Annotated in this window: 17 protein-coding genes; 3 read left to right on the forward strand and 14 right to left on the reverse strand. The window is 44.9% G+C overall.

What is annotated here, in order from left to right; all coding sequences use genetic code 11:
- From BN1234_RS04650 to BN1234_RS04670, 5 genes are all read right to left on the reverse strand, one after another.
- Positions 1-443: sigma-70 family RNA polymerase sigma factor (locus BN1234_RS04650; protein WP_156337148.1), on the reverse strand; the 443-nt coding region annotated here is incomplete at its 3' end.
- Between the two features lie 297 nt (positions 444-740).
- Complete coding sequence (locus BN1234_RS04655; RefSeq protein ID WP_054955495.1) at positions 741-2,786, reverse strand: beta-galactosidase; 2,046 nt, start codon at positions 2,784-2,786, stop codon at positions 741-743.
- Between the two features lie 19 nt (positions 2,787-2,805).
- The gene (locus tag BN1234_RS04660; RefSeq protein ID WP_054955496.1) at positions 2,806-3,612 is read right to left on the reverse strand and encodes a carbohydrate ABC transporter permease; all 807 of its coding nucleotides are present in this window, start codon (positions 3,610-3,612) and stop codon (positions 2,806-2,808) included.
- On the reverse strand, positions 3,609-4,484 hold the full coding sequence (locus tag BN1234_RS04665; RefSeq protein WP_054955497.1) for a carbohydrate ABC transporter permease: 876 nt from the start codon (positions 4,482-4,484) through the stop codon (positions 3,609-3,611). The genes BN1234_RS04660 and BN1234_RS04665 overlap by 4 nt, the downstream gene beginning before the upstream one ends.
- 25 nt (positions 4,485-4,509) lie before the next feature.
- Positions 4,510-5,820 (reverse strand): ABC transporter substrate-binding protein, encoded by a 1,311-nt coding sequence (locus BN1234_RS04670; RefSeq protein WP_054955498.1) that lies wholly within the window; start codon positions 5,818-5,820, stop codon positions 4,510-4,512.
- 269 nt (positions 5,821-6,089) lie between these two features.
- On the opposite strand from BN1234_RS04670, the gene BN1234_RS04675 reads away from it, so the two are divergent.
- The 3 genes from BN1234_RS04675 to BN1234_RS04685 all read left to right on the forward strand — a co-directional run bounded on the left by BN1234_RS04675 (position 6,090) and on the right by BN1234_RS04685 (position 11,231).
- Positions 6,090-7,649: a response regulator transcription factor gene (locus BN1234_RS04675; RefSeq protein WP_054955499.1), complete on the forward strand. Its 1,560-nt coding sequence runs from the start codon at positions 6,090-6,092 to the stop codon at positions 7,647-7,649.
- Positions 7,650-7,664: 15 nt separating this feature from the next.
- Complete coding sequence (locus BN1234_RS04680) at positions 7,665-9,452, forward strand: sensor histidine kinase (RefSeq protein WP_054955500.1); 1,788 nt, start codon at positions 7,665-7,667, stop codon at positions 9,450-9,452.
- A gap of 204 nt (positions 9,453-9,656) precedes the next feature.
- Entirely contained in the window at positions 9,657-11,231 is a 1,575-nt protein-coding gene (locus BN1234_RS04685; protein WP_054955501.1) for an FAD-dependent oxidoreductase, read from the forward strand.
- Between the two features lie 134 nt (positions 11,232-11,365).
- On the opposite strand, the gene BN1234_RS22185 is transcribed toward BN1234_RS04685, so the two are convergent.
- The 9 genes from BN1234_RS22185 to BN1234_RS04725 all read right to left on the reverse strand — a co-directional run bounded on the left by BN1234_RS22185 (position 11,366) and on the right by BN1234_RS04725 (position 24,337).
- Positions 11,366-11,530 (reverse strand): S-layer homology domain-containing protein, encoded by a 165-nt coding sequence (locus BN1234_RS22185; protein WP_156337149.1) that lies wholly within the window; start codon positions 11,528-11,530, stop codon positions 11,366-11,368.
- Positions 11,499-15,020 carry a family 10 glycosylhydrolase gene (locus BN1234_RS04690; RefSeq protein WP_082423097.1) on the reverse strand — a complete coding sequence of 1,174 codons (3,522 nt, stop codon included), beginning with the start codon at positions 15,018-15,020 and terminating at the stop codon, positions 11,499-11,501. Before BN1234_RS04690 ends, BN1234_RS22185 begins: the two co-directional genes overlap by 32 nt.
- 82 nt (positions 15,021-15,102) lie before the next feature.
- A complete protein-coding gene (locus BN1234_RS04695) occupies positions 15,103-16,614 on the reverse strand; it encodes an extracellular solute-binding protein (protein ID WP_054955502.1) in 1,512 nt (503 codons plus the stop codon).
- Between the two features lie 83 nt (positions 16,615-16,697).
- Complete coding sequence (locus BN1234_RS04700; RefSeq protein WP_370733786.1) at positions 16,698-17,624, reverse strand: carbohydrate ABC transporter permease; 927 nt, start codon at positions 17,622-17,624, stop codon at positions 16,698-16,700.
- Positions 17,625-17,637: 13 nt separating this feature from the next.
- Complete coding sequence (locus tag BN1234_RS04705; protein ID WP_054955504.1) at positions 17,638-18,594, reverse strand: ABC transporter permease; 957 nt, start codon at positions 18,592-18,594, stop codon at positions 17,638-17,640.
- Positions 18,595-18,781: 187 nt separating this feature from the next.
- Complete coding sequence (locus tag BN1234_RS04710) at positions 18,782-20,392, reverse strand: response regulator transcription factor (protein WP_054955505.1); 1,611 nt, start codon at positions 20,390-20,392, stop codon at positions 18,782-18,784.
- Positions 20,392-22,191, reverse strand: coding sequence for a sensor histidine kinase (locus BN1234_RS04715; protein WP_054955506.1), 1,800 nt, complete (start codon positions 22,189-22,191; stop codon positions 20,392-20,394). The genes BN1234_RS04710 and BN1234_RS04715 overlap by 1 nt, the downstream gene beginning before the upstream one ends.
- Positions 22,188-23,627 carry an extracellular solute-binding protein gene (locus tag BN1234_RS04720; protein WP_245640093.1) on the reverse strand — a complete coding sequence of 480 codons (1,440 nt, stop codon included), beginning with the start codon at positions 23,625-23,627 and terminating at the stop codon, positions 22,188-22,190. The genes BN1234_RS04715 and BN1234_RS04720 overlap by 4 nt, the downstream gene beginning before the upstream one ends.
- A gap of 251 nt (positions 23,628-23,878) precedes the next feature.
- Positions 23,879-24,337 (reverse strand): zinc-ribbon domain-containing protein, encoded by a 459-nt coding sequence (locus tag BN1234_RS04725; RefSeq protein ID WP_054955507.1) that lies wholly within the window; start codon positions 24,335-24,337, stop codon positions 23,879-23,881.
- Between the last annotated feature and the right edge of the window lie 49 nt (positions 24,338-24,386).

Raw genomic sequence — 24,386 nt, forward strand, 5'->3', positions numbered from 1 at the left:
TAACCTAATGATGTTAATTCGTTCCCCTCCTTGTCAGTTCCAATCGGATCATGAAGTGAAACGTCCTTGCGAGTCTTCTTCAAGCTTCGAAGGTGCATTAATATTTCATTTTCAATACAACGGGCCGCAAATGTCGCCAGCTTTGTGCCTTTATTCGGGCGAAAGCTCTCAATTGCCTTAATCAGACCGATGGTTCCGATCGATATCAAATCCTCCAGATCCTCGCCGGTATTGTCAAATTTCTTCACAATGTGAGCTACCAATCTCAGATTGTGCTCAATGAGCTTATTGCGGGAGTTCGGATCGCCTTCCGCCATTAGCTCCAGGTGCTTTGACTCCTCTTCTTCCGTCAGAGGCTGGGGAAAAGCATTATTTTTCACATACGACACAAGCAGACTGAGCTCTTTAATGAACAAAGCAATAGCGGTAAACAGTCCAGGCACTGGGGACACCTCCTGCGAATTTCAATGCAACCGGCCTTTTATCGCGCTCGGTTCTGATCAACTTATTGTATGTAGGCAAAGGCCCAGAAGTGCATGTACGCGGAAAACTGCCTTCCATTTGTATCGCGATTCAGATTGTACAGTTGAAATTCTGAATAAGTATTCAAGCAGCAATTCTTCTGATTGGCCTATACATGCAAAAAAAAAGGAATGAGCAAAATGCTCATTCCTTTTTTTGTCTCTGCGAATTACTCTACAGGCAATTAGCAGAATAATTAATATATTGTTTCTAAAAACCTACACCAGACTACGCTTCGCTACCAAAATCTCATACGCTGTTGCCGTCCATTCGCCCTTCAGGTTTACATCCCGGGTAAGTGGTGACCAACCCGCTCCTAAAGCGGGAATAACCTTAGAGTCTGGCGTGAAATTCTGAACAAAAAGATATTGCTCTTGTGCATTTGCCCGTGATGTCACATATACTCCTTTAGGCATGTTCACATCTAATGCACGCTTTAAAGAGAGCTGCTGAATAAGGTCATGGTACAGGTCATCGTAAAATTTTTGTTCGAAATGACTGCCAATATAATACGCTTGACCTAAACCATAAGCGTTTCGAGTCACTACAGGATTTCCAGCATAAAAATCATCGGTATATATTATTAAAGCTTCCGCACCTTGCAGATGAATCTGGTCACACAGCTTTGAACAAGAATACTCACCTGTTAATGCTTGACCCTCCAGTTGTCCAACAACCCGTCCGCGGTTATGCTCATGGTCATATAAGCCATCGATCTCTTCACTGATAACGCCTGCGACATCCGTTAACTGATGCGGCATATCTCCTAAGTGAACAAGGTCGTTCTCATTCACAATACCGCTCCAGTATGTCATCACAAGCGTACCGCCCTGCTCTACAAAATGGCGCATCTTCTGCTCAAAACCGGCTCTCTGCATATACAACATCGGAGCAATGACAAGCTTATAGCTGCTTATTTCACATTCCATATCCACAAAATCAACAGTAATCCCTTGCTCTATTAAAGAGCGATAATGAGCTTGAACTTCTTCCTTATACTCCATGCCGATGTTTCGAGGTCCCTGTGAATCTTCAATAGCCCACTTGTTCTCCCAGTCGTACACAACAGCAGCTTCAGCATTCATTTCCGTACCGGCAACACCCGACATTTCTGCCAAGAGACTTCCAAGCTGGCTTACTTCCCGGAATACACGCGTATTTGGGCTTCCGTCATGAGAGACAACTGCGCCGTGGAACTTCTCGCTTGAACCGCGGCTTTTCCGCCACTGAAAATACTGTACGGAATTCGAGCCGTGTGCAACAGCCTGCATGGAAGAGAGGATATGCATCCCCGGCTTCTTAAGCTTCGATACGCTCTGCCAGTTGGTGCTGCTTGGAGAGCTCTCCATTAGTAAAAATGGCTGGCGTTTAATGGAACGCATCATGTCATGCCACATCGCAGTGTCTATCGCAATATCGATATCATCTTTCTTGTGCCATGTCGGGTAGTTATCCCAAGAAACAATGTCTATGAAATCCTTAAACTTAAAGTAGTTCAACCCGTTGAAATAATACATAAAATTCGTCGTTACCGGAATTTCCGGATTGTTCACCTTTACTGCGGAAATTTCATGCTGCATGAAATTCAGTGTCTGGTCGGTTACAAATCGCTTCCAGTCAAGATTCATGCCATGCGTAGCATTTTCCCCATGCGGCGCCGGTGATTCGATTTGCGACCAGTCCGTATACTTATGACTCCAGAACGTAGTCCACCACTGCTCATTCAAATGTTCTATCGTCCCGTATTTCTGCTGAAGCCATACGCGGAAAGCATCCTGACAATATTCACAATGGCACTCTCCGCCATACTCATTGGAGATATGCCAGAGCTTGACGGCAGGATGATTGCCGTAACGGGCTGCCAACTGACCGTTCAGATTTTTTATTTTTTCCCGGTATACAGGAGACGTATAGCAATGATTATGCCGTGCACCATACAGATTCCGCTGTCGGTTAGGGCCTGTTCTCAGCACTTCCGGATATTTCTGTGCCAGCCAGACCGGGCGTGCGCCGGATGGGGTCGCTAAAAAGATGGAGATTCCATTCGTATGAAGACGATGAATCACATGATCCATCCATCCCCACTGATATTTCCCTTCTTCCGGCTCCAAAGCAGCCCAAGAGAAAATACCAACCGACATCACATTGCAGCCAGCCTGTAGCATCAGCTGGATATCCTGCTCTAATACCTCGGGATCATGCAGCCACTGTTCCGGATTATAGTCCGCACCATGCAGCAGCCGATCCGTAAATCCTGTTCCCATACCAATCACCTCGCCTTAATTACTTCACAGAACCGAGCATCCCTTGAACAAATTGCTTTTGCAGTAAGAAAAAGATTAATACAGACGGTAATGTCGTAATGACGATGGCAACCATAATAATGCCATAATCCGGATTATACGATGACGCCAGGGATGAAACAACAAGCGGCAGCGTCTTTTTGTCTTGAGTTTGCAAAGCAATCAAAGGCCACAGGAAGCTGTTCCAATAGTTCATGAATGTAATAATGGCTGCCGCCGCGAAGGTCGGCTTCATCGTTGGCATGTAAATTCGGGTGAATATTTTCCACTCACTTAGCCCGTCCACCCGGCCTGCCTGCAGCAGTTCACGCGGAAACGATTTCGTATTTTGAAGGAAAAAGAAAATCATGAACGCCGTTGTAATCGAAGGCAAAATCACAGCTGTCGGCGTGTTCAACAGTCCCATACCGCTAAACATCCGGAAAAGTGGAATCATAACCGCTGCAAACGGCATCATCATGGACAGCATAAGCAACCCGAACAGACGGCTCTTACCTCTGGATTGGTAAATTTCAAAGCCGTACCCGGCCATAGAGCTGAGTATCAGCGTCCCGATCGTCCCCACAATAGCAATAACGGTAGAATTCATAAATGCGGAACCGAGGCTCGTCATGTCCAGCAACCTGTGAACATTGTCCATAAACATCGAACCGAAACCAAACTTACCTTTCAATATATCCGACGAGCTGTTCGTCATCCCCATGATCATCCACAGGAAAGGAAAAAGAGATAAAAAGGATGCCGTGAGCAGGAACAAATGAACACCTGCTGAAGTAAGCTTTCTCATCGTTTCTCCCCTCCTACTTTTAGCTGGATCAGCGCAAGGACGGCAACCATAAATACGATGGCATAGGATACCGTAGCTGCATATCCAAAGTTCGGTGTGTAAACGAAGGACAGGTTATAGATGTACTGAGAGATCGTCATCGTTGAATTGCCCGGTCCGCCGTTCGTGATGTTCACCACTTCATCGAACAATTGCAGTGTTCCGTTCGTCGAAATAATCGCTGTGAATAAAAGGATCGGTTTTAACATCGGTATCGTAATACTGAAAAATTGACGTGGTTTGGACGCTCCATCAATAGAAGCAGCTTCGTAAATACTCGGGTCAATATTTTGCATGGCCGACAAGTAAAAGATCATATTATAACCTGTCCAGCGCCATGTAATCGCAACAATAATGACTACACGCGCCCAGACTGGATCCATCAGCCATGCCACAGGCTCTTGAATCATATGGACCGACAAAAGCATCTTGTTCAAAATACCATCCACGGCAAAAATACTCTTGAATAAAACCGCATAGGATACGAGCGATGTGACGCAAGGTAAGAATATTGCCGTCCGGTAAAAGCCTTTAAAGCGGAGCTGCGGATTGTTTAGCAAATGTGCGATGACCATGCCAAGCATAAGCATGATAGGGACTTGGACTACAAGATACAGCAGTGTATTCAATACAGCCTGTTTAAACATCGGGTCTGAAAATAAGCGTACATAATTGTCAATGCCTACATAGTGATAAACGGTACCTTTACCCGATTGAAAGGACAGCAATAGTGATTGAAACATCGGATAGAAGCTGAATAACAGAATGAGTGCTGATGGAATGGCGATAAATTGCCATCCCATCAGCGATGATTTATTCCACTTTCGTTCCATGGATTACCACCTGCTAACTATTTATTTATTGCACCTGTTGTTCGAATAATTTCTGAATGTTAGCCAAGCTTTGTGTCAGATCTGCTCCCTGAAGGATATTGGGGAGTTCGTTCTTCAGGGCGTCTTTGGACTCTTGGGTGTACATACCAAGTGTAATACCCGGCACTTCGGTGGACCATTTGGTGAAATCCTGATAAATCGCTTGTCCACCGAAGAATTCCGACTTCTGGCCGTATACTTCACTGGAGAACGAAGGAATATAAGAACCTACACCGCCGTTTTCTTTCAGGAAGCGCTCATAGAACTCACTGCTGCCGCCAATGGTCTTTGCCAGAAAATCGATAGCTTGGTCTTTATTTGCACTGTTGTCCAATACAAACCAGCTTGAACCGCCTTCATTGGATGCATTGACGCCGCCTTCCACTTCGAGTCTAGGGATCGGTGCAACTTTCCATTTTCCGCTTTGATCCTTGGCATCCATAATGGAAGAGACTTGCCATACTCCGGATACTACCGTCGCAACATCCCCCGCGTTAAAACTGCCGACGAACTCACTCCAGCCTGTTACCGGCTTAGCAATGCCGGAATCAGCGATTGCTTTATAAACACGAAGCGTTTCTGTCATGGCAGGATTGTTAACGAAGTTGCCTTTATTGTCCGGTGTAATGTACCAGGAGCCGGCGGATTGCAAAAGAATAGAGGTTAAAGCCTCATCATTCGGATTGATCGTAGCCATGTACTTGCCTGTCTTCTCTTTTACAACTTTTCCGATTTCAATATATTGATCCCAAGTAATGTTCTCTAAATCTTTTTCCGTAAAGCCGGCTTGCTCCAAATAATCCGACCGATAGAACATCCCGGTTACCCCGATATCAAACGGAACACCATAAATTTTATTATCAATGCGGAGTGCATCCACTTTATATGGAGAGAACTGAGTGAAATCTACTTTGTCTGTAAAATCAGCAAATGTATTCGGATACGCTGTCACATATTTCTGAATGTTCGGATCGTTGACTAGAATAATATCAGGAAGTCCCTCTTTCACTCCGGCTGCCAGATTGGTATTTAGTTTTTGCTCCAAATCCGCTTTTGCCATATCAACCACTTCCAGCTCAAAGTCTGGATGGTCCTTCTTGTACAGCTCTTCAGCAATTTTTAAAGCGGCGCCATTAAATGACGGGTCCCACGCCCATGCCACAACTTTATTCTTCGACCCCTCGCTCTGTTTCGAGCCTCCCTCTTTACTGGAATCCGAGCCAGATGACCCGCATGCCGCCAAAAGCGAAGCAGTCATAGTAACGAGCAGCAATACGGATAAGAACTTTATCTTCATGCGATATAACCCCCTGTTTTATTGTTGCAAGCGTTTTCCCTTTTGCATCTTTATTGTAAGAAATCAGCGATTAGCCTGTATAAGCTTTATTCTCTTTTCTTTAGTATAAATTATGGATTGTTATTACAATGAAAACGCTTCAATAGTAAAAATTTCGGATCCTAGTATTTATTATTGTAGATTTTTGACATCACATCTGATTCATATGCAAGATTTTTAGATTAGTATATGATGAAGAAAATAGACTTTACTGCGAGGTGTCACACATCATGAATGAAAGCTCAACAGTTTACCGCGTAATGATTGTGGATGATGAAAGCATCTTGCGGACAGGAATTAAACATTTATGCAATTGGAACGAATTCGGAATTGAGATTGTAGCAGAGGCTTCCAACGGTCAAGAAGCACTAGAGATCATGGACAAAGCCCAACCTCACGTTGTCATTACTGATATTGTCATGCCCGTCATGGATGGTGTTGAACTCACTAAAATGATGCGTAAACATTATCCTGATATAAAAGTACTGGTACTCAGCAGCTATAGCGAGTTCGACTACGTTCGAGAAGTATTTAAATATGGTGTCACCGACTATTTACTCAAACCGAAAGTTTCTGCAGCAGATTTAACTTCCTTAATACAGTCTCTTTGCAGCGAGATATCACCTGTTCAGTTCGAAGCACAGACTGAAGAGCCTGATTTTGCATTAAAACTCGGGCATTTACTCAGCTCAGACGTGTATCTTGATCATGACGGGGATTACGACTGGGAGGAATTGAAGGAGTATTTCCCCTTCACTCGTTTTCGAATGGCGGCAGCCAGCATAAGTATCCTTCTAACCAAAACCAACTGGACTCAAGCCCGGATTGAGCAGGTTATGATTGACCTCGCCCAGGAGCACCTCGGCTCTTTAAAGTATTCCTGTGTTTTTCTGAAAAATGAATGTCTTCTGCTGGTCAACTATGACTACAATCAAGCTGAGGAAGTACAGAGCCGTATCCATCTCTTTGCAAACCACGCAATGATATCGCTTTCATACATCAAATTTGTAGTTTCAGATGAATTTAGAAACATATCCCGAATTCAGATGGAATATAAACACCTAACGGATTTGTTCGGCAAGCTCTTATATTTCCCTGGCAGACACTGCGTCCTTGCAGGTGAAATCAATCGTGAAAGTGATTCAATCGATTTTGACCAAGGAAAATTCACCTCAGCGCTCCGGTCACATGCTATTGATGATGCTGTAGCTCAAACCCAAGCTTTTTTTGCTCAATTAAGATCCACGCAAGCTTATGATGAGTACAGTCTAAAACGTTTGTGTCAAAACATAATTTACTACGCCTTAAGCACGCTGGAACAGATGAAATATCCATTATCAAGCCTAAGCACATCCAAGCTCAAGCTCTTTAAAACCATTGACCTGGCATTTGATTTGGACGAATTAGAAAATGTTCAGCTGCAATTTTTGGACGAGCTAAGAGCATTATCTAATTATACAGATCCGCAATCAGTCGTTCTTCATCAGATTTATGAATATGTGAACCAGAATTACGCCCAGGAGCTTTCACTTAAAGATCTTGCGAACAAGTTTCATATGAATTACAGCTATCTGTCCTCCTATTTCAAGCAGCATACAAATGAAAACATAACAATGTATATCAATCGGGTACGAACTGATAAAGCCAAAGAGCTGCTTCATAACCATGATTTGTCGGTCTCCCAGATCAGTCAATTAACCGGTTTCTCGGATCATAATTATTTTTCAAAAGTGTTCAAAAAAATGACCGGCATGACTCCTGTTGAATACCGAAATCACATCCCACAATAAAGTCAGGTGAAATTCATGCTGCGTAAGAATAGTATCTTCATCAAAATCCTCATGCTGATGGTGTCCAGCATTATTATCATCTCTATATTATTGATGCTCGCCTCCTCCTACATTTCGGAACGAATCTTGCTGGAGCAGGTTGTACGAAGCGCATCCGCGAATATGAATCTGATGAAGAATGATTTGCTGGACTATAACGGCCAGGTTGTTAATACCATGCTGCAGGTCAACCGAAGCTCGGAGTTTAAAGATTACATTACCAAGCCAACAAACACGTCCCTGGAAGAAATCAAGCTTGTCATTGCACTCGGAAGATATATGGATCTTTACAAGGATTATCTTAGTCCGGAAAACTCCCATATCATTGTATCTGGCATTCCCGGTGAAGGGGGGCGCCATTATTCAAGCAACTCCCTGAAATGGGACAAGGTCCCTCAAGATTTCATATCTAAGTTCATGAGCGAGGACGGACAATTCCAGAATCGGATTCAGTACTACAGCAGTCTCGATCTATTCTCCGAATCGGTCCCCTACGATAATTACCTGTTTGCCGTCAAACCGTTAATTGAATCCAGCAGCAATCGTATGTACGGTTATGTTGCCGTCATCATGGATGAACTAAATATATACCGAAAATATAAACCTTATATATCAGACGGAATTCATATCTCACTCATTGCCTCAGACGGTAGCGTGCTATCCAGCAGCATCAAAGAACAGATAAGCATGAAAGATACAGAGCTGCTTGCTGTAGCGGAAAACTCTTCAAAAGAACAGAATGGAATATGGTCCGATATGGGAAATAAAAAAACCTATATTTCTTATTTTTTGCCGGAGTACAACGCCTACCTCGTTGAAGAGATTGATCAACATACAGCTTTTGCTCCACTTTACAAAATTTCATCTGACATCATGAAGGTTGTTCCCTTCATCCTGATCATCAGTATGCTGTTCGTTTATTCCCTCAGCAGGCGGATAACACGCCCGCTTTACAAGCTGGTCAAGACGATGCAAGCCTCTACCGGAAATAATTTGAAATATCAGCCTCTTCAAGAAGGAGCCAGTTATGAAACCAACGTGTTAACAAAGGCCTACAATCGATTCATTAAAGTCATTGATCAATATACAGAAAAGCTTGTATTCGAGCAGCAAGAACGCCGAAAAGCGGATTTGAATGCGCTGCAGATGCAGATTAATCCCCATTTTCTATACAACACACTGAGCTCTATTAAGTACCTGGCCAAAATGAACCGGATCGACCAAGTAGACGAGACAATAAACAGTCTGATCTCCATGCTGCAGAATACTATAGGTTCTACGGAAGATCGCGTAACCATTGAACAGGAAATCGAAACCCTGAAGCATTTCGTGTATATTAAGCAAATTCGTTACGGCAATGAGATTCGCGTTCATTATGAAATTGAGGAGAATTGCTTGCCGCTGCTTGTACCGAAGCTTATTCTTCAGCCATTTGTCGAGAATTCGTTCTTCCATGCTTTTGCCGGCAAGTCCAGCGGAAATATTCATATTTTTATCCGCAGACAGGAAGACCTTCTGATTATTGAGATCATTGATGATGGTGTCGGTATGGCCGCAGTGGAGGATCAAATGAGGGAGCAAAAGAAACGCCACCATTTATCAGGAATAGGCATCAGTAACGTACACAGCCGAATCCAGTTATTGTTCGGATCATCTTATGGGGTTCAGATTGAAAGTGAACCGGGTTACGGGACAAGCGTCCGAATTAGTCTTCCTTTACTGGAGCGACAGGGGTTGGAGGATTCTCGGCTCCCCTCACATTAACGCATCGAACCTTAATTTGCATTCATATCGAATTTAAAAAGAGCATCGTTTTACCATAAATGGTCACCTGCCTACCGTTCATATCAAGCCTTTGAGCTTTTACAATGAGGATGAGTTCATAAGTTCCCATCTGGATACTGAGCTTAGATTTGATTAAAGAAGGACAACTTTGTCTTATTTCAGCTGCAGAGGAGGGTTTGATCAATGGTTAAGGAGTGGCATGCAGACGTCGTTATTATCGGAGGCGGCACAGGAGGAACCGCAGCTGCTCTCGCGGCTGCCAAATCAGGAAAGAACGTCATTATGACCGAAGAGACGGAATGGATCGGCGGTCAGCTAACAAGTCAGGCCGTACCGCCAGACGAGCATCCCTGGATCGAGTCGTTTGGCTGTACGCGGAGTTATCGTGAGTTTCGACAGGGTGTGAGGCAATATTACACTCGAAATTTCCCTTTAACCGCCGAATCCAGAGCGAATACCCGCCTGAACCCTGGAAGCGGAATCGTTAGTCGACTGTGTCATGAGCCCCGCGCAGCTCTGGCTGTGCTGAATGACATGCTGGCCCCATATATTCACAGTGGACGAATAAAGATCATATATGGATATGTACTCGAAGAGGCCGAGGTCGAAGGCGATCAGATCATCAGCGTAACTGTCAAAAACATTAGCCATCATCAGCGGATTGTATTACAAGCTCCCTTCTTCCTCGATGCTACGGAATGTGGTGATCTTCTTCCAGCAGCAGGCATTGAATACGTTACGGGTGCAGAATCGAAGGCTCAGACGGGAGAAGCGCATGCGGTGGATGGAGCAGCACAGCCGATGAATATGCAGGGCTTTACCTATTGTTTTGCAATGGATTACGTTCCGAATGAGAACCATACGATCGACAAGCCGGAGCAATATGAATTTTGGCGTACTTATAAGCCTGACTTCTGGCCCGATCACTTGCTGAGTTTGAGTGGAGTAAGACCTTCTACGATGGAGCCCGTAAGGTATGAGATTTTTCCCGGGACGAATAAATTCTCTTTGTTTCAGTATCGTCAAATTATAGATCCATCCCATTTTCGAAAGGGAACCTTTCAGAGTCCTGTTTCACTAGTCAATTGGCCGCAGAATGACTACTGGTTAGGTTCTGTCATTGATGTCAGTGAGGAAGAGCAGAATCGACATCTGTACGGAGCCAAACAGCTCAGTCTCTCCCTGCTCTATTGGCTGCAGACCGAGGCGCCTCGTCTGGACGGCAAGCTGGGTTATCCTGGGCTTCGGCTGCGACCTGATGTGGTTGGAACAGAGGATGGTCTTGCTAAATACCCTTACATACGTGAATCCAGACGTATTCATGCAGAATTCACGGTGCTGGAGCAGCACGTAGCAACACATGCACGTCCGGATGGGAGAGCAGAATTCTTTCATGATTCCGTGGGGATCGGCTGCTACCGCATCGACCTGCATCCGAGCACAGGTGGCAAACCTTATATCGATATTTCTTCTCTTCCCTTTCAGATTCCGCTGGGCAGCTTGATCCCCAAACGGGTAACCAACGTGCTTGCCGCATGCAAGAACATCGGAGCTACCCATATAACGAACGGCTGCTACAGACTGCATCCTGTAGAATGGAATATTGGAGAAGCGGCAGGATACTGTGTAAGCTACTGTCTGGATCGAAAGCTGGTTCCTACCGCCGTGCGAAATAATGAAACGGAGATGGCTCAATTTCAGCAGAGGCTGACTCAAGAGGGCATTGAGCTTGGTTGGCCGTCCATCCATCCCGTTTAAACTCTAGCGAATTTGTTAAATAGTCATCTCAAGATACTTTTTAAGCGCAAAAATAGCTAAAAGCTGTCCCTTCGTAGACAAATCTACGATCAGGACAGCTTTTTTGTGTGTCACTCTAAGCTATTTCTTCGCCATTACTTGTTCATGAACCCCGCTGTCTGCAGCATTCTTTTTAATACGACGGCTGCCTCTGCACGTGTTGTTGAAGCCTGGGGGTCGAATCGATCCGCTGAGCGTCCTTGCATAAGTTCATCGGTGTCCCCGGATTCACAGACCGCCGCCTGAACCTCCTGATCCATCCGGATTCCCAGGAGCTGTTCCCCCTCCATTCGAAGTTCTGGTAATGTCCAAGGACTTGCTGTTCGTCTTCATCTCATCCACATATACGTCAATGGTAACTCGATTATCACCCAGAGAGAGCGGAATCGAAGCCGTAAAATCACCATTCTTCTTCACCTTCACCGGCTTTCCATTAAATTTCACTGTAACCACTGTACCAGCTCCGAGCACTTCCACATGACCCTCTACCTTTACGCTACCTTTCGCCGTCTGTTTTCCTTCATCATCCATAAGCCCGCTTAACACGGCTGATCGAACCTGCTCTCCTGTATTATAGGCATTGGCAACAAGCTGCCTATTCGTCCGGGTTCCCGAAGGATCGAGCGTTGAAATAACGAATCCTCCTGGAGGAATCACACTGTTATTTTCTTCAGGCGAGCCCCAGCTCCAGCGTATGGCCTGATCCCGGTTAACAACATGCGTTACTTCACCGGATGCATCGACAACGACCTCAACCCCGAAACGATTCGTTCCTGTTGAATATCCGAAGGCTTCTGTCATCACATTGATGTTGCCTTCCACCCGGTTCACATTATAGAAACTTCCCTCCAAAAATTCATTCGGTTTTCCCGGCAAGCTCATCCCCAGTTGATAATCCTTCACCCATTCCCGATCCTGCAGCGCAGCCGTAACAATCGGCCAGTTGACTTGAGAAGCATCAAACAGCATCAACCCGTTGGTCGTGCTTAGTCCAGCCTGGAATACATCCCGCTGCATTGCCGGTGTCTGCACATTCGTTAACGCAATTCCCGCATACAGCGGAATTTCCCCGTTCGTTACTATATTTCCAAGTGTAATATATTTCTTAACTTCCTGGCTTGTCGTCTGATAGGCACCAATCATCAGAAAGTCTAAATACTCGATGTAACCTGTTTTGTAATAGTCCTCGGTATATACGGATTCATCCATCAGCCCAAGTCTTGGATCAAATCGGAAGTTCTCGCTGCCCCAGTTTACCCCATTTAAGAAATAAGTCTCATACCATGAACCTACATAGGAAGAAACCTGAATATTCCGGCCGGATTCAGCCTCATACGAATCGACAAGGTTCTTAACCTCTCCAAAAAAACTCTTGATCGTTCCCGATCTGAATTCCCACCAATCCTGAATGAGCGGTCCATTCACACGAACGTTATTCTCATAATAGAAAATATCATTTGGCCAGTGCTCAAGCTGCTTGCCTCTATCCGATAAGAACTGCTCAAATTTAACCCGCGTCTCATCGCTGAAATCAGCGCCTTCGTTGTCATAACGACCTCGATCGTGAACAACGCCGTCAACCTCATAATTCTTAATAATTTCTTCAAAAGTCTTCAGCTCATAATCTCTGACCTCATCATTGGATGGATTGACAAAAGCGACCAAGCCTTGCTTGGCACTTTCCCGAAGACGCTTGATCTCTCCATTGTTCTCGGCAAAATGAACGCGTTCCTCCCATTCCAGATGTTCGTCAAGAACAGCAAACTCCTGATGCGCGATCGAGCCCTCTGCAAACACATTAATTGCTGCATGAATTTTCAAGCCAAGCGCATGTCCATGGTCGATAAATTCTTGGAGAAGATCCAGATCAGGGTTCGCCCCGGCTTTTTGCGGCGCTTTAATCTCACTTACATAAGGACGCTGAGTCAGTGTACTCTTTTTATATGAAGCAAATCCTTCAACACCCTTCACATCGAAGACTATAGTGGTAACCCCGCCCTTTTGCGCTTGTTCCAAGAACTCTTTTACATGAGCTCTGCTCTGGAACTTCTTCGCGTTGGCTGCCTGATCGACCCACAGGATTACCTCTTTATCCGGAGAAAATCCGGGTCTGCTAAAAACCACAATGCTGCGTTGATCCTGCTCAATCTCATTTTTCAGCACCTTCACATCGATGTAGTTCGTTCCAGCTTCCAGAGAGCGTGCATGCGAGAAGGAACCATCTTCATCAAAAGAAACCTCTTCATCGTTAATCAGCAGCTTCGTTGCTGCCGGGTTATCCATATGTTCAATTCTGCCGCTGATAGTCGTTTGACTGTCAGTGACTGTGTACATCTTTGCATTATCCAGCTCTAACCTCGCTATAAATCCATTACCGCCCATTAAGTCTTTCACTTCAACCACTTCACCGTTCTTCCGAAGCTTAATGACATCTCCGGCTTTGAATTTTTCCGCCAAAAACCGCTTAATATCATTATTCGAGTAGCTGTTATCCTGCGCCATCATTACATATCCGCCTTCCGGTATCGAAAGCTCAGTTGGGCCAGTCCATGCCGGAGGCTTGCCATTGATAGACGGATTAATAACCGTCATCACTCGATTACTGCTATCGACTTGAACCGCCACATTATGCTGTGGAACAACGATAGATGCACCGAAATCCCCAGTAAACAAGGCGATGATATTCTCAATACCGGTCACGTTCTGATCGATATAATTCAGTCTCTTTCGCGGCCCCTCTACTCCGATTGTAATATCAAGAGGAGCAGCCTCCACCTCGATGTAATCCTCATTCTGCTCTGAATGGTCATACACAATATTCAGCGACATCGATGCCAACTCTTCCTCACCGTCCATCAGCTGCACCGTCACTTGATTCGGACCTGTATTTAAATATAAGTTCATTCGAAAGCTTCCATTAGCTATAATCGGTGCTTCCTTCTGGTTAATAAGCACTTTCATCGCCGCATTCTCCTCATAATCCTTAACATAACCATTAATCTCAATCAATGGAATCGTGACAATCGTATCCGTCGGAGTGTTCATTACCAGTTCAGGCTTCAACTCTGGTTCCTGAGATGGATCTGGAACTGGGTTAGTTTCTGCGTCCGGCTCAGAACCTGGCACTGGCTCTGTACCTGGGTTTGGCTCTGTGTTTGGCACTGTGCCGGTGTCCGGATTAGACTCTGGATTCGGAACAAGCTCAAGACCAGGCTCCATAAAGTCAACAGCGGTTACTTCCATTTCACCGCGCATCAGTTTAACCTGATCACCAACTTCATAATGAAGAATCAACCGCTCCTGATCTTCCGAATTCTCCGATGAAGCATCGTCCGCTAGAACTATATACCCTCCATCCGGGATTGTTATCTCTGCACCCGTACCCAAATCCGCCTCGGGGTCGGCGCTCGGACCAATCTTCTGCTGCACCTTCCCGGAGGCATCTACAACCAAAGCCATGTGCCGGGACGGAACGGTAACCTGTTCATCATACACACCCGCAATAACTCTTCCTTTGCTTGTAAACAATGCGAGATAATCGTTTTCCAGCGATAGTTCATTCTGATCCACATTGATATCCGTCATCACTAATCGCTGCTGTTCATCTTGAGAAACAAGAGTCACTTGATTCGATTCCTCTTCACCCCCTTGAGCCTGTACAGCGGTGCCAGGTTTCCACGAGCTCACCAGAGAGAGGATCAGAATCATACTAAGAATTAAAGCAAGTCGTCTCCGAAGATTAATATTCATTACAATACCACCCTTCATTAGTGAATAGATTTTGAAGAAAAAGCAGCTGCACATGCAACTGCTCTTCTCAGATGTCCCCTCTTTATTTGACGGTTTGATACCACTCATTGGCGGCTTTAACCATATCCGCTCCTCCCTCAGCTCTCCACTGTTCAAGGAATTTATCGTAGTTTTCCAGTGGTTCCGAGCCCGTAATGAATTTAAGTACATTGTCATCCAGCAGTGTTCTCAGTTTCAAAGTGTTCTTCGAAACAGCCTCAATCGGCGGTGCAGGTGACATTGGATCAACGACGATAATGCCCTCCGCATTTTTCTGGAATGTTTCAAAATACATCTGCAGTACAGGATCTTTACGTACACGAGCCTGCCAATACGTCGGATACATCTCTTCATCAACCCCGGTCAGGAATCCGCTGCCGTTACCCAGATCCTCGTTAAATTTCGGGAGAATCGGATAGTACTTGCCGTCTTTCACTTCATGATGAACTCCTTCTTTACCTATGGCGAGCTCTCTGAACGTATCCGGCTCCAGCTTCGCATCCAGGAACTTCATCGCTTCTTCTTTGTTTTTAGAAGCTTTTGGAATGGCGATAAACCAGCTCGTATTTGCCGTTGCACCAACTACTGCCTTGCCATCTTTACCTTTCAAATAAGGAATAATGGATACTTTCGCATCAGGAGAATTCTTCTCAAGTGCTGCAATCGTACTGCCCGCATTCCACCATGCCAGCTTGTAAACAGCCGCTTTATTGCTTGTAAACTTCTCTATCGCCTTCTGGGCGGTATTAATCGGCATCTCTGTATCCAGCAATCCTTCGGTATAGAGCTTATTCATATACGCGATGAATTCTTTCATCTCCGGAAGCTCTGCTCGATGGACCAGCTTGCCATCAACATCCTTCCAATCGGTTAAAACGCCAAAGGTCGTAGCGATGTCACCGTAAATCGAATCTTTACTTCCCGTCATCGGAATTATATTTTTCTTCTCTTTAATGGTCTTTAGCACCGTGTAAAGCTCATCTGTATTGGTAGGCACGGATAACCCCAATTCATCCAGCCAATCCTGACGGACAACCAGCTCCTCACCTACCGCTACGCCCGAACCGACTTCCGGAATCGCGTATTTCTTCCCGTCAATGGTTGCACTGCCCCAGGAGGCAGGCTTGATCGCCTTGTTGATATTGGTGCCATACGCCTCAAGCAGTTCATCTATAGGCTCCAATGCACCCGCTGTAGCAAGACTGTAAAACTGGGCGGAATTCAGCTTCATCACATCAAAATTCTCTTTATTCGCTACGAGCAGATTCAGCTTTTCATCCGCATTCTCAGCCGGAAGCATTTCATACTGGACCTCATACCCTGTCTTCTCTGTAATCAATTGACTCGTAAACTCTTTACTTGGATCAAACACGCCGTACTGCATAATCATTCGTATTTTTGGCTTAGCATCATCCGTCTTTGTCTCAGCTGGTGGAGCCTTAGTCCCCGTATCCGGCGGCTGCGGATCTGCCTTTGGAGTCGTACTGCCGCCGCAACCGGAAATGGCCAAGCTTAACCCTAATAAAATGGCGAGAATGGCTGATTTTTTTCTCATTTTTAACCCTCCTGGTAAATGAATACTTGTAAACTACCAATGACGTGTTTGAGCATCACCGCCTTTACGAAAATTACATTTCATCAACCTTTTACCGAGCCGACGAGAACGCCCTTAACGAAATATTTTTGCAAAAAAGGATAAACGAGCAGAATCGGCAAGGTGGCTAGCAGGATAGAGGATGCCTGAATCGATTGCGGCGTCGTATTAATCGCAGCATCTATATTATTTCTCAGAAAATCCCCGCTGGAAGATACGATCAGTTCTTTCAGGTACAGCTGAAGCGGCTTCAGCTCCGGATTCGTAATATAAATCATCGCTGCAAAAAAATCGTTCCAGAACGCAACGGCGAAAAACAGTGCAATGGTCGCCATAACAGGCAAAGACAGCGGCAGCATGATATGGATCAGGATTCGAATATTGCCCGCACCGTCCAGCTTGGCGGATTCCTCCAATGAGTCGGGCAGACCTTCGAAGTAATTTTTAATAATCAGCATGTTAAATACGTTCACCATCGCCGGCAAAAACAGGACACCGAGCGTATTCACTAAATTCAGGTTTTGCATCAGCAAATAGGTAGGAATCAGCCCTCCGCTGAACAGCATCGTGAAGACGAACATCAGCAGCAGCCATTTACGGCCCCGGAGCCTGACCTTGGATAACGGATAGGCTGTAAGCGTCGTCATTGTAAGACTTAGCGTGGTGCCGATGACCGTTAGGAGCAGTGAGGTTTTTAAAGAAGACAGAAACATGGAGTCTTGCAGCACATATTTATAGGTGTCAAATTGCAGCCCCACCGGGAGAAGACCCACAGTTCCAGAAACCACCGCTGCTTCGCTGCTCAGCGACTTGGCGATCAGATTTACAAATGGAATAAGCGTAGTACAGCCTATAAGGATAAAGAAAATATAATTGAATACGGCAAAGCATCGTTCTCCGACAGAGGTCTTAATCATGCTCTTTTCCTTTGTACCGTTTCCTGACTGCAAGGCATGTTGATGACTCATCATTCGCTCCTCCTCATTACCAGATTCCCCGCTGTAGATACTTTTTGCTTAATGAATTTCCAACAATGACAAGCGTGAACGAAATGACCGCCTCGAATAGACCAACTGCCGTTGTGAAGCTGTAATCCTGATTACCAAGACCCTGTCTGTAAACGTATGTCCCGATGACATCGGACACTTTATAAACGACCGGATTATACATGACAAGGATCTGTTCGGTCCCCGCTTCAAGGATGCTTCCAAGTCTCAAAATGAACATCAAAATAATAATTGGCGCAATGCCAGGGAGCGTGATATGCCACAACTGCTTCCATTTACCGGCCCCGTCAATCTTTGCAGCCTCATACAGTACCGGGTCAATCGTGCTGAAAGCGGCCAAATATACAATCGTGCTCCAGCCCGTTTCCTTCCATCCTGCAGAGGTGACCAGCACACTGCGGAATACGCTGTTATCCAGAAAAAAGGCAATCGGCTCCATATGCAGCGAAACGAGCAATTTATTAACAAGCCCTCCATTGGTCGATAACAGATCAATGAACAATCCGCTTACGATGACCCAAGACAGAAAGTGTGGAAGATAAATGATCGTCTGGATCGTTCGTTTAAAGATCATTTTCCTCATTTCGTTCAGCATTAGAGCGACAATAATCGGCAGTGGAAACAGGATTATAATCTTTAGAAGGCTGATAATGACCGTGTTCTTAAACACGAGTGCAAAATCTGGAGAGGTAAACAGCTTCTCAAAATGCTTCCATCCTACCCAAGGGCTGTCCGCGAAGCCTGTAAAAATGTTAAAGTCCTTAAATGCAATCGTAATCCCATACATCGGGGTGTACTTAAAGAGCAAAATAAATAAAATTCCTGGCACAAGCAGCAGATACAAATCCCATTCCTTCCATATATCCGACCACAGACGCTGCCAATATCCGTTTTTCAAATGAGGTTTGGGGCGTTGAGTTGTTTCGGATTTCATATTACTTCCCCCTTGTTTTTTGCTTGGACTGAGCTTGATAAGTAATTCCATTTTAATTTTGAAAACGATTACAAAATAGATGAAGGCCATTGCTTTTTATGGTAATTTGTATACTTTCCCTTTTACGACTACATAAAAAAGACACCCAGTATAGCCTGATGTCACAGGCCATTCTGGATGCCTTCGTTTACGACTTGAACTCACCGGGATTCACTCCCCAGTATTTACGGAATACTTTGGTGAAATAACTGACATCACGGTATCCGACTAAACGGGCTGCATCATAAACTTTATGTCCCTCCTGCAAAACCCGTTTCGCCCTTTCCATCTTCTGCTCTAATACATACGTGGAAAAAGCTACACCCATCTCTTGCTTAAACAGTCTGCTCAAATACGAGGAATTCACATATAATCGATCTGCGACAGTATGTAATGTAATCTCCTGATCAATCTCTTGGTCAATCAGGGATAGAATTTCCTTCACCACCTGATGTGTCGTTGACTTTCGCTGCTTTCTCATATATGCCGTAATATTCTGAACGGTTCTCGTCAGCCATGACCATGTGAGCGCTCTTGTATTCAACAGCTTAATATTCTCAAAATAAACATAATCCTCATTCACAACATGCTTAATTCTCCACCCCTGCTTCATCATCATACGGGTGAACATGCTGTTCATGTACAATACAGCTTCATGAAATTCCTCTGAGGACTCTGTCAGCGACAAGCCTTCTTCCCACAACTGGGTCAATACCTCCATCGCCCGTGTTTCATCTGCCGTTTCCAATGCAATCTCCAACAGTTTCTCCATCTGGGGCATGGTCGATATATCCTGCCTGTATGTACTTTCCATATCCCGATACGGAATCGCGATATCATGACCATAAACAACCCGCTCCTGCAAAGCCTTCGCCGCCTGAGCATACATGCAGCTTACGTCACTGATTCCGCCTGTCCCTGCACTAATGCCTGCGCTTGCGGTTAGCTTTAAAACTACTTTCGTCTGGGACAACAATTTAACGATGGTATTGTTAATTTGAAGCATAACTTCATTGGGATCCCGGTGAGGCTCTGCTATGAACAGAAGCAGCAAATCATAATCCGGATCTGTGCATATCCTGCAGAAGGAACTGGACAGTAACTCGCTCGCCAGGCAGCGGATCATAAACCGAAGCAGCTCTTGATCTTCCATTCCGAATCTGGTGTCTCCTTCGGGTATCGGATCAAGGCCTACAACCGCTGCGGCGAACTGGGCGTCCTCTCGAATATCGATAAAAAGCTCTTTGCTTCTTGCCAGCACTTCTTCTTCTTTGTATCTTCCGTGTACCCAGTTGAGCATAAAATTATTTTGAAGATACGGAAGATGTTCCTTCCACTTTCGTTCCAGTTCTGCAGTCGTCCTCCATTGATTCATTTCATTACGTAGTTGATCTCTTGCCTCCAGAACCGCTTGTAATATTTCCATCTCCCCTGCCGGTTTAAGTAAATACTTCGATACGCCGTATTCCATCGCATGCTGTACGAATTCGAAATTATCGTGCCCGCTCAAAATAATGATTTTGAGCAAAGAGCCCCCGGACGGTCGTTTTCTAAGCTTATTGATTAATGTTAAGCCATCCATCTCCGGCATTTGTACATCCACAAGCATTAAGTCCGGCATTTTCCGTTCTGCAAGCTGAAGGGCTTCAAGGCCATTTGCAGCCAGACCTACAACCTCAATTGCATGCTCTTCCCATGGAATATTGTAGGCCAGTGAGTTACGCAGACGCGGCTCATCCTCGACAATCATCAAATTCATTAGACACTCTCCTTCCTTTCACTTTCGCAGCGGTCGAGTGGTATCGAAATGTTTACGGTAGTTCCTGCCCCTACCGCACTTTCAATCGTCATATCCGATTCATTTCCATAGTACAGTCTCATTCTCATAAATACATTGCGGAGCCCAAACAGATCTTTAATATTCTCTTCCTCTTTTGCAAGTGAAGGAACATTTCGTGCTCCCATGAGGCTGAGCTCCTGCCTGATATATTGGAGTCTCTCCGCTTCAATACCCGGTCCATTATCCTGAACACGGATATGTACAAATTTCTCCCCTTCGATTCTGCTGGAGATGATCAGGCAGCCACCTGAGGATTTCCCCTCCATTCCATGTATGATTGCATTTTCTACTATGGGCTGAAGCAGCAGCTTTAGGATTTTGACCTTCTTACTCTCCTCTTCCAGCTGATACTCCACTGTAAAATTGTCCAGAAAACGAAGCTGTTGAATACGAATATAATAGTGCAGATGCATTATGCTTTCCTCGATGGAGAATACCTCTCTGCCTTTGTTCAAGCTTAAACGGAAAAACTTGGACAGGTTCATAACCATTTCGCTAATCTCTTCCGCTTCATAGTTTTTAGCTGTCCAATAGATCGAATCCAGTGTGTTATACAGAAAATGCGGATTAATCTGGGATTGCAAAAATTTCAGTTCTGTCGTTGTCAAACGAAGCTGCTGCTCGTAATGATCTTCAATCAGATGCTTTTGAATAGAAACCATGCGGTTAAAGGACTGGATAAGAAAGCCGAATTCATCCTGCTTTTTCGTGTCGATATACACGTTCATCTCACCATGACTTAATCTTCTCATTCCTTTAGTCAGCTTCAATACAGGTGAAGCAATTCCGCTGTAGACAACCCATGAAATGACGATCGCAAGCACAATACTAAGCCCAATAATCGCAAAGGTAAACAAACGAAGCTGATCCGTTTCCTCGTAAAGCTCCTTCTTCGGCTGAACTAAGGCAAGCCGCCACGAGGAGTAGTCGGAATCCAGTGTCACCTCCATCTCATCTTTCATTACACCTCCATCGTTTTCATACCCTCCAGTCTCAATGATGACTTCTCCCTTCTCGTTCATCAAAGAGACCCGACTTGTCCCGGCAGGCTGGAGTGTCTTGAGCACATTCAGCAGCTTGCTCTTGTTTAAGCTCACAATTAATAAATTCGACTGGCGCTCCGAATTATAAAGATCCATGGAACGAATTAATGAGATGGAATCCGTGCCGGTCATCTTCCCGAACGTAAGCCCATCGCCTATAGGGGAATCCGCCATAACATAGGAAATGCCTGTACCATTTCTTCTGGCCGAATCCACAAGCCACGCCTGCTGTGGCTCTGATCTCAGCTTACGTCCGCCAAAATTAGTGGAGATGAACATATTCGAGCCTTGATGATAAATCGATATTTGCGATACAAACCGGTTGACGGAAACCGAGTTGGATAACTGTTCCAGAATTTTCGAAAAATCCACGATTGAGCTCGTTGAGAAACTGGAGCTGTTTTTGTTTAAGAGTTCATTTAGTCCGGGATCTGCGGCAATTAGCGTAGATATTTCCTCTACATTTTGCAGGGCCAGATCGAAATGATTCAGCGCAGAAGCAAGTGCCATTTCCGTTCGTTGAACTGCCTGTTCATAAAGAATATCGCGTGATCTCTCAACGGCAAACAAGCTGATAATCACAAGCGGCAGGAGGATCAGTAAGAAGTACCCGGTCAATCTGGTCTGAATATTTTGTGAGAACGCTTCTGCAATTTTTCTAGGAAGCTGGTTCATTCCGTCCCTCCCCCGGATGCTTCGGTACGCTTCTGTGCCTGATACCACTCATTCACTTCTTTTGTTATTTCCTCTCCCCCCTCCAGCTTCCAGCGTTCCACATAACGGTCAAAGGAATCTATCGGCTCGAGCCCCATGATGATTTTGGTAAATGTATCGTTTAACCCCTCCAGCTTCTTGTCATATTTGCTCATCGCTGGTGTCGGTATCCCATAGAACGCATTTTTGATTGTATTTTTCTTGATCATCTCCAAATTGTTGTATAATTGAAAATCCCCAAGCGAATCAAGCCGTTGCTTGGATAGGACAGGGTCCGGCACATCCACCAGAGACTGATATATCCCCCGGTACAAATGCTCGTCATGTTTCCCGAAATCTGTGACAATATGGTCGTTCTCCCATCTCCATATTTCGTTTTCGAAGCCAAGCTTTAACGTTTTATAGTCATTTGCGATAAAATCAAGCATCTTAATCACGGAAGCGGCATTGCTCGATCCTGCTGGAATTACGTTATATCCCCGAATAATGTCCTTGCCGTAGACTCCTTTTTGTCCGCCTTCACCTGTAGGAAACTCCAAAGCAATCCAGTGTGCATTCGGATCCTTCTTCATGTTGTCCGCTATGGGTCCTCGCGTGTCATACCAGGCTGCCGAGAAAAGACCTACGGTTCCATTTTCAATTTTTTCATATAAGTTATTTTGCAAATTCAGCGGAAAATCTCGATCAAGGAATCCCTCTTGATACAGCTTGGCGAAGAAGGCCAGTGCTTCCTTCGTCTCTGGCAGAATATTTCCGTTTACAAGCTTCCCTTCCCGCTCAAACCAGGTATTCAGCTGTACACCAAAAGCGCCGAAAAAAGGAGAGGATCGTCCCAGATTGACAGTTAAGGTAAGACCGATCGTATCATCCATGCCATTGCCGTCCGGATCATCTTCGGTGAATGCCCGTATGACTTCATAATACTCTTCCAGCGTGACCGGGGGATGGAGTCCGACTCGGTCCAGCCAATCTTGTCGCGCATACATCAGCTCCACGCCGGCAACCTCACTTAAGCTGGGTACTGAGTATATTTTTCCGCCATATTTTACTCTATCCCAGACTTCCCCGGGTATTTTCTCTTTCAGATGAGGTCCGTACTGGTCAATCAGATCATCCAGCGGCATAAATGCACCCTGTTTCACGTAGTTATCAAACCAGACAGGCTCATAAGCATGCAGCATATCCGGCAAATTACCTGAAGACATTATGACATCAAGCTTCTCATCATATACTTCTGGCGGTGGTGTATTGACCTGAATGTCGATTCCGATCCGGTCTTCAATATAGTTCAGATAGCGGTTGTCATTCTCATCCATTCCCGGGGGGAAGGTCATTCCGAGATTTGATATGACTATATTTATCTTCTCCGCCTTGGACTTGGGTACCGGTTTGCTCATTGGATCTTGAATCAAAGTACACCCCGAACACAAAAAGAAAGCGATTCCAAAAATAATGGCAAGACCCTGTATTTTTTTCTTCATTCGCACCCATCACTCCCCCCTGTTAATAATCACCATTATAGACCTATATCAATAAATGAAATAGAGTATAACTTCTTATTTATTCCATATTTTTGAATTGGAGGCAGCAAAAAGACCGCATGTGGTTTGTAATCATAATGCGGTCTTATTTTTTAATTAAATGACACTTATTCTTTTCTCTTGTAATCAGAATCCTGTGGAAGATTGACATCACGGTTATGATTTTCACTCAATTGGCTGCCCTCTTCCATAATCTGAACCGGTTCCTGTGTAATTTCAAATGTATAACCACATTTTGAACAGAACCGATCATTCACAGACACCCGGCTCCCGCAGGACTTGCACGTTTTTTCATCGGTCAGATTTTGGATCAGCTGCAGATTCTGTTCTATTTCCCATTTCAGCTGCAAAATATGGTTGATCGGCTGTTCAAACTGCTCCTTCGGAAGCGGCCAGCGACCTTCCTCTGCGGCATCGAAAACGAGCTTTCCGATTTCCTGGTATTGCTGCTCCATCTCATTCTTCTTGCTGTTGTTTTGCAATTTGATTCGATTGATCTCCACCAGCGTTTTAGCTTTACTTCCCGCCTCGACAACGCCCTGTTTAAATTTATCCATAAAGCTCATCAAAATACTCCTCTCGCTAGATAACTTTATATCATTATAACCCAGGAGC

The sequence above is a fragment of the Paenibacillus dakarensis genome (assembly GCF_001373415.1).
GTDB classification, from domain to species: Bacteria; Bacillota; Bacilli; order Paenibacillales; family Paenibacillaceae; genus Paenibacillus_AQ; species Paenibacillus_AQ dakarensis.

Excerpts from the sequence above, each read along its gene's own strand:
- BN1234_RS04680 (WP_054955500.1), top strand. The coding sequence starts at position 7,665 with ATGCTGCGTAAGAATAGTATCTTCATCAAAATCCTCATGCTGATGGTG.
- BN1234_RS04660 (WP_054955496.1), bottom strand. The coding sequence starts at position 3,612 with ATGAGAAAGCTTACTTCAGCAGGTGTTCATTTGTTCCTGCTCACGGCA.
- BN1234_RS04720 (WP_245640093.1), bottom strand. The coding sequence starts at position 23,627 with ATGAGCAAACCGGTACCCAAGTCCAAGGCGGAGAAGATAAATATAGTC.
- BN1234_RS04695 (WP_054955502.1), bottom strand. The coding sequence starts at position 16,614 with ATGAGAAAAAAATCAGCCATTCTCGCCATTTTATTAGGGTTAAGCTTG.
- BN1234_RS04655 (WP_054955495.1), bottom strand. The coding sequence starts at position 2,786 with ATGGGAACAGGATTTACGGATCGGCTGCTGCATGGTGCGGACTATAAT.
- BN1234_RS04725 (WP_054955507.1), bottom strand. The coding sequence starts at position 24,337 with ATGAGCTTTATGGATAAATTTAAACAGGGCGTTGTCGAGGCGGGAAGT.
- BN1234_RS04700 (WP_370733786.1), bottom strand. The coding sequence starts at position 17,624 with ATGATGAGTCATCAACATGCCTTGCAGTCAGGAAACGGTACAAAGGAA.
- BN1234_RS04705 (WP_054955504.1), bottom strand. The coding sequence starts at position 18,594 with ATGAAATCCGAAACAACTCAACGCCCCAAACCTCATTTGAAAAACGGA.
- BN1234_RS04715 (WP_054955506.1), bottom strand. The coding sequence starts at position 22,191 with ATGAACCAGCTTCCTAGAAAAATTGCAGAAGCGTTCTCACAAAATATT.
- BN1234_RS04665 (WP_054955497.1), bottom strand. The coding sequence starts at position 4,484 with ATGGAACGAAAGTGGAATAAATCATCGCTGATGGGATGGCAATTTATC.
- BN1234_RS04690 (WP_082423097.1), bottom strand. The coding sequence starts at position 15,020 with ATGAATATTAATCTTCGGAGACGACTTGCTTTAATTCTTAGTATGATT.
- BN1234_RS04675 (WP_054955499.1), top strand. The coding sequence starts at position 6,090 with ATGAATGAAAGCTCAACAGTTTACCGCGTAATGATTGTGGATGATGAA.
- BN1234_RS04670 (WP_054955498.1), bottom strand. The coding sequence starts at position 5,820 with ATGAAGATAAAGTTCTTATCCGTATTGCTGCTCGTTACTATGACTGCT.
- BN1234_RS22185 (WP_156337149.1), bottom strand. The coding sequence starts at position 11,530 with ATGGATCAGGAGGTTCAGGCGGCGGTCTGTGAATCCGGGGACACCGAT.
- BN1234_RS04685 (WP_054955501.1), top strand. The coding sequence starts at position 9,657 with ATGGTTAAGGAGTGGCATGCAGACGTCGTTATTATCGGAGGCGGCACA.
- BN1234_RS04710 (WP_054955505.1), bottom strand. The coding sequence starts at position 20,392 with ATGAATTTGATGATTGTCGAGGATGAGCCGCGTCTGCGTAACTCACTG.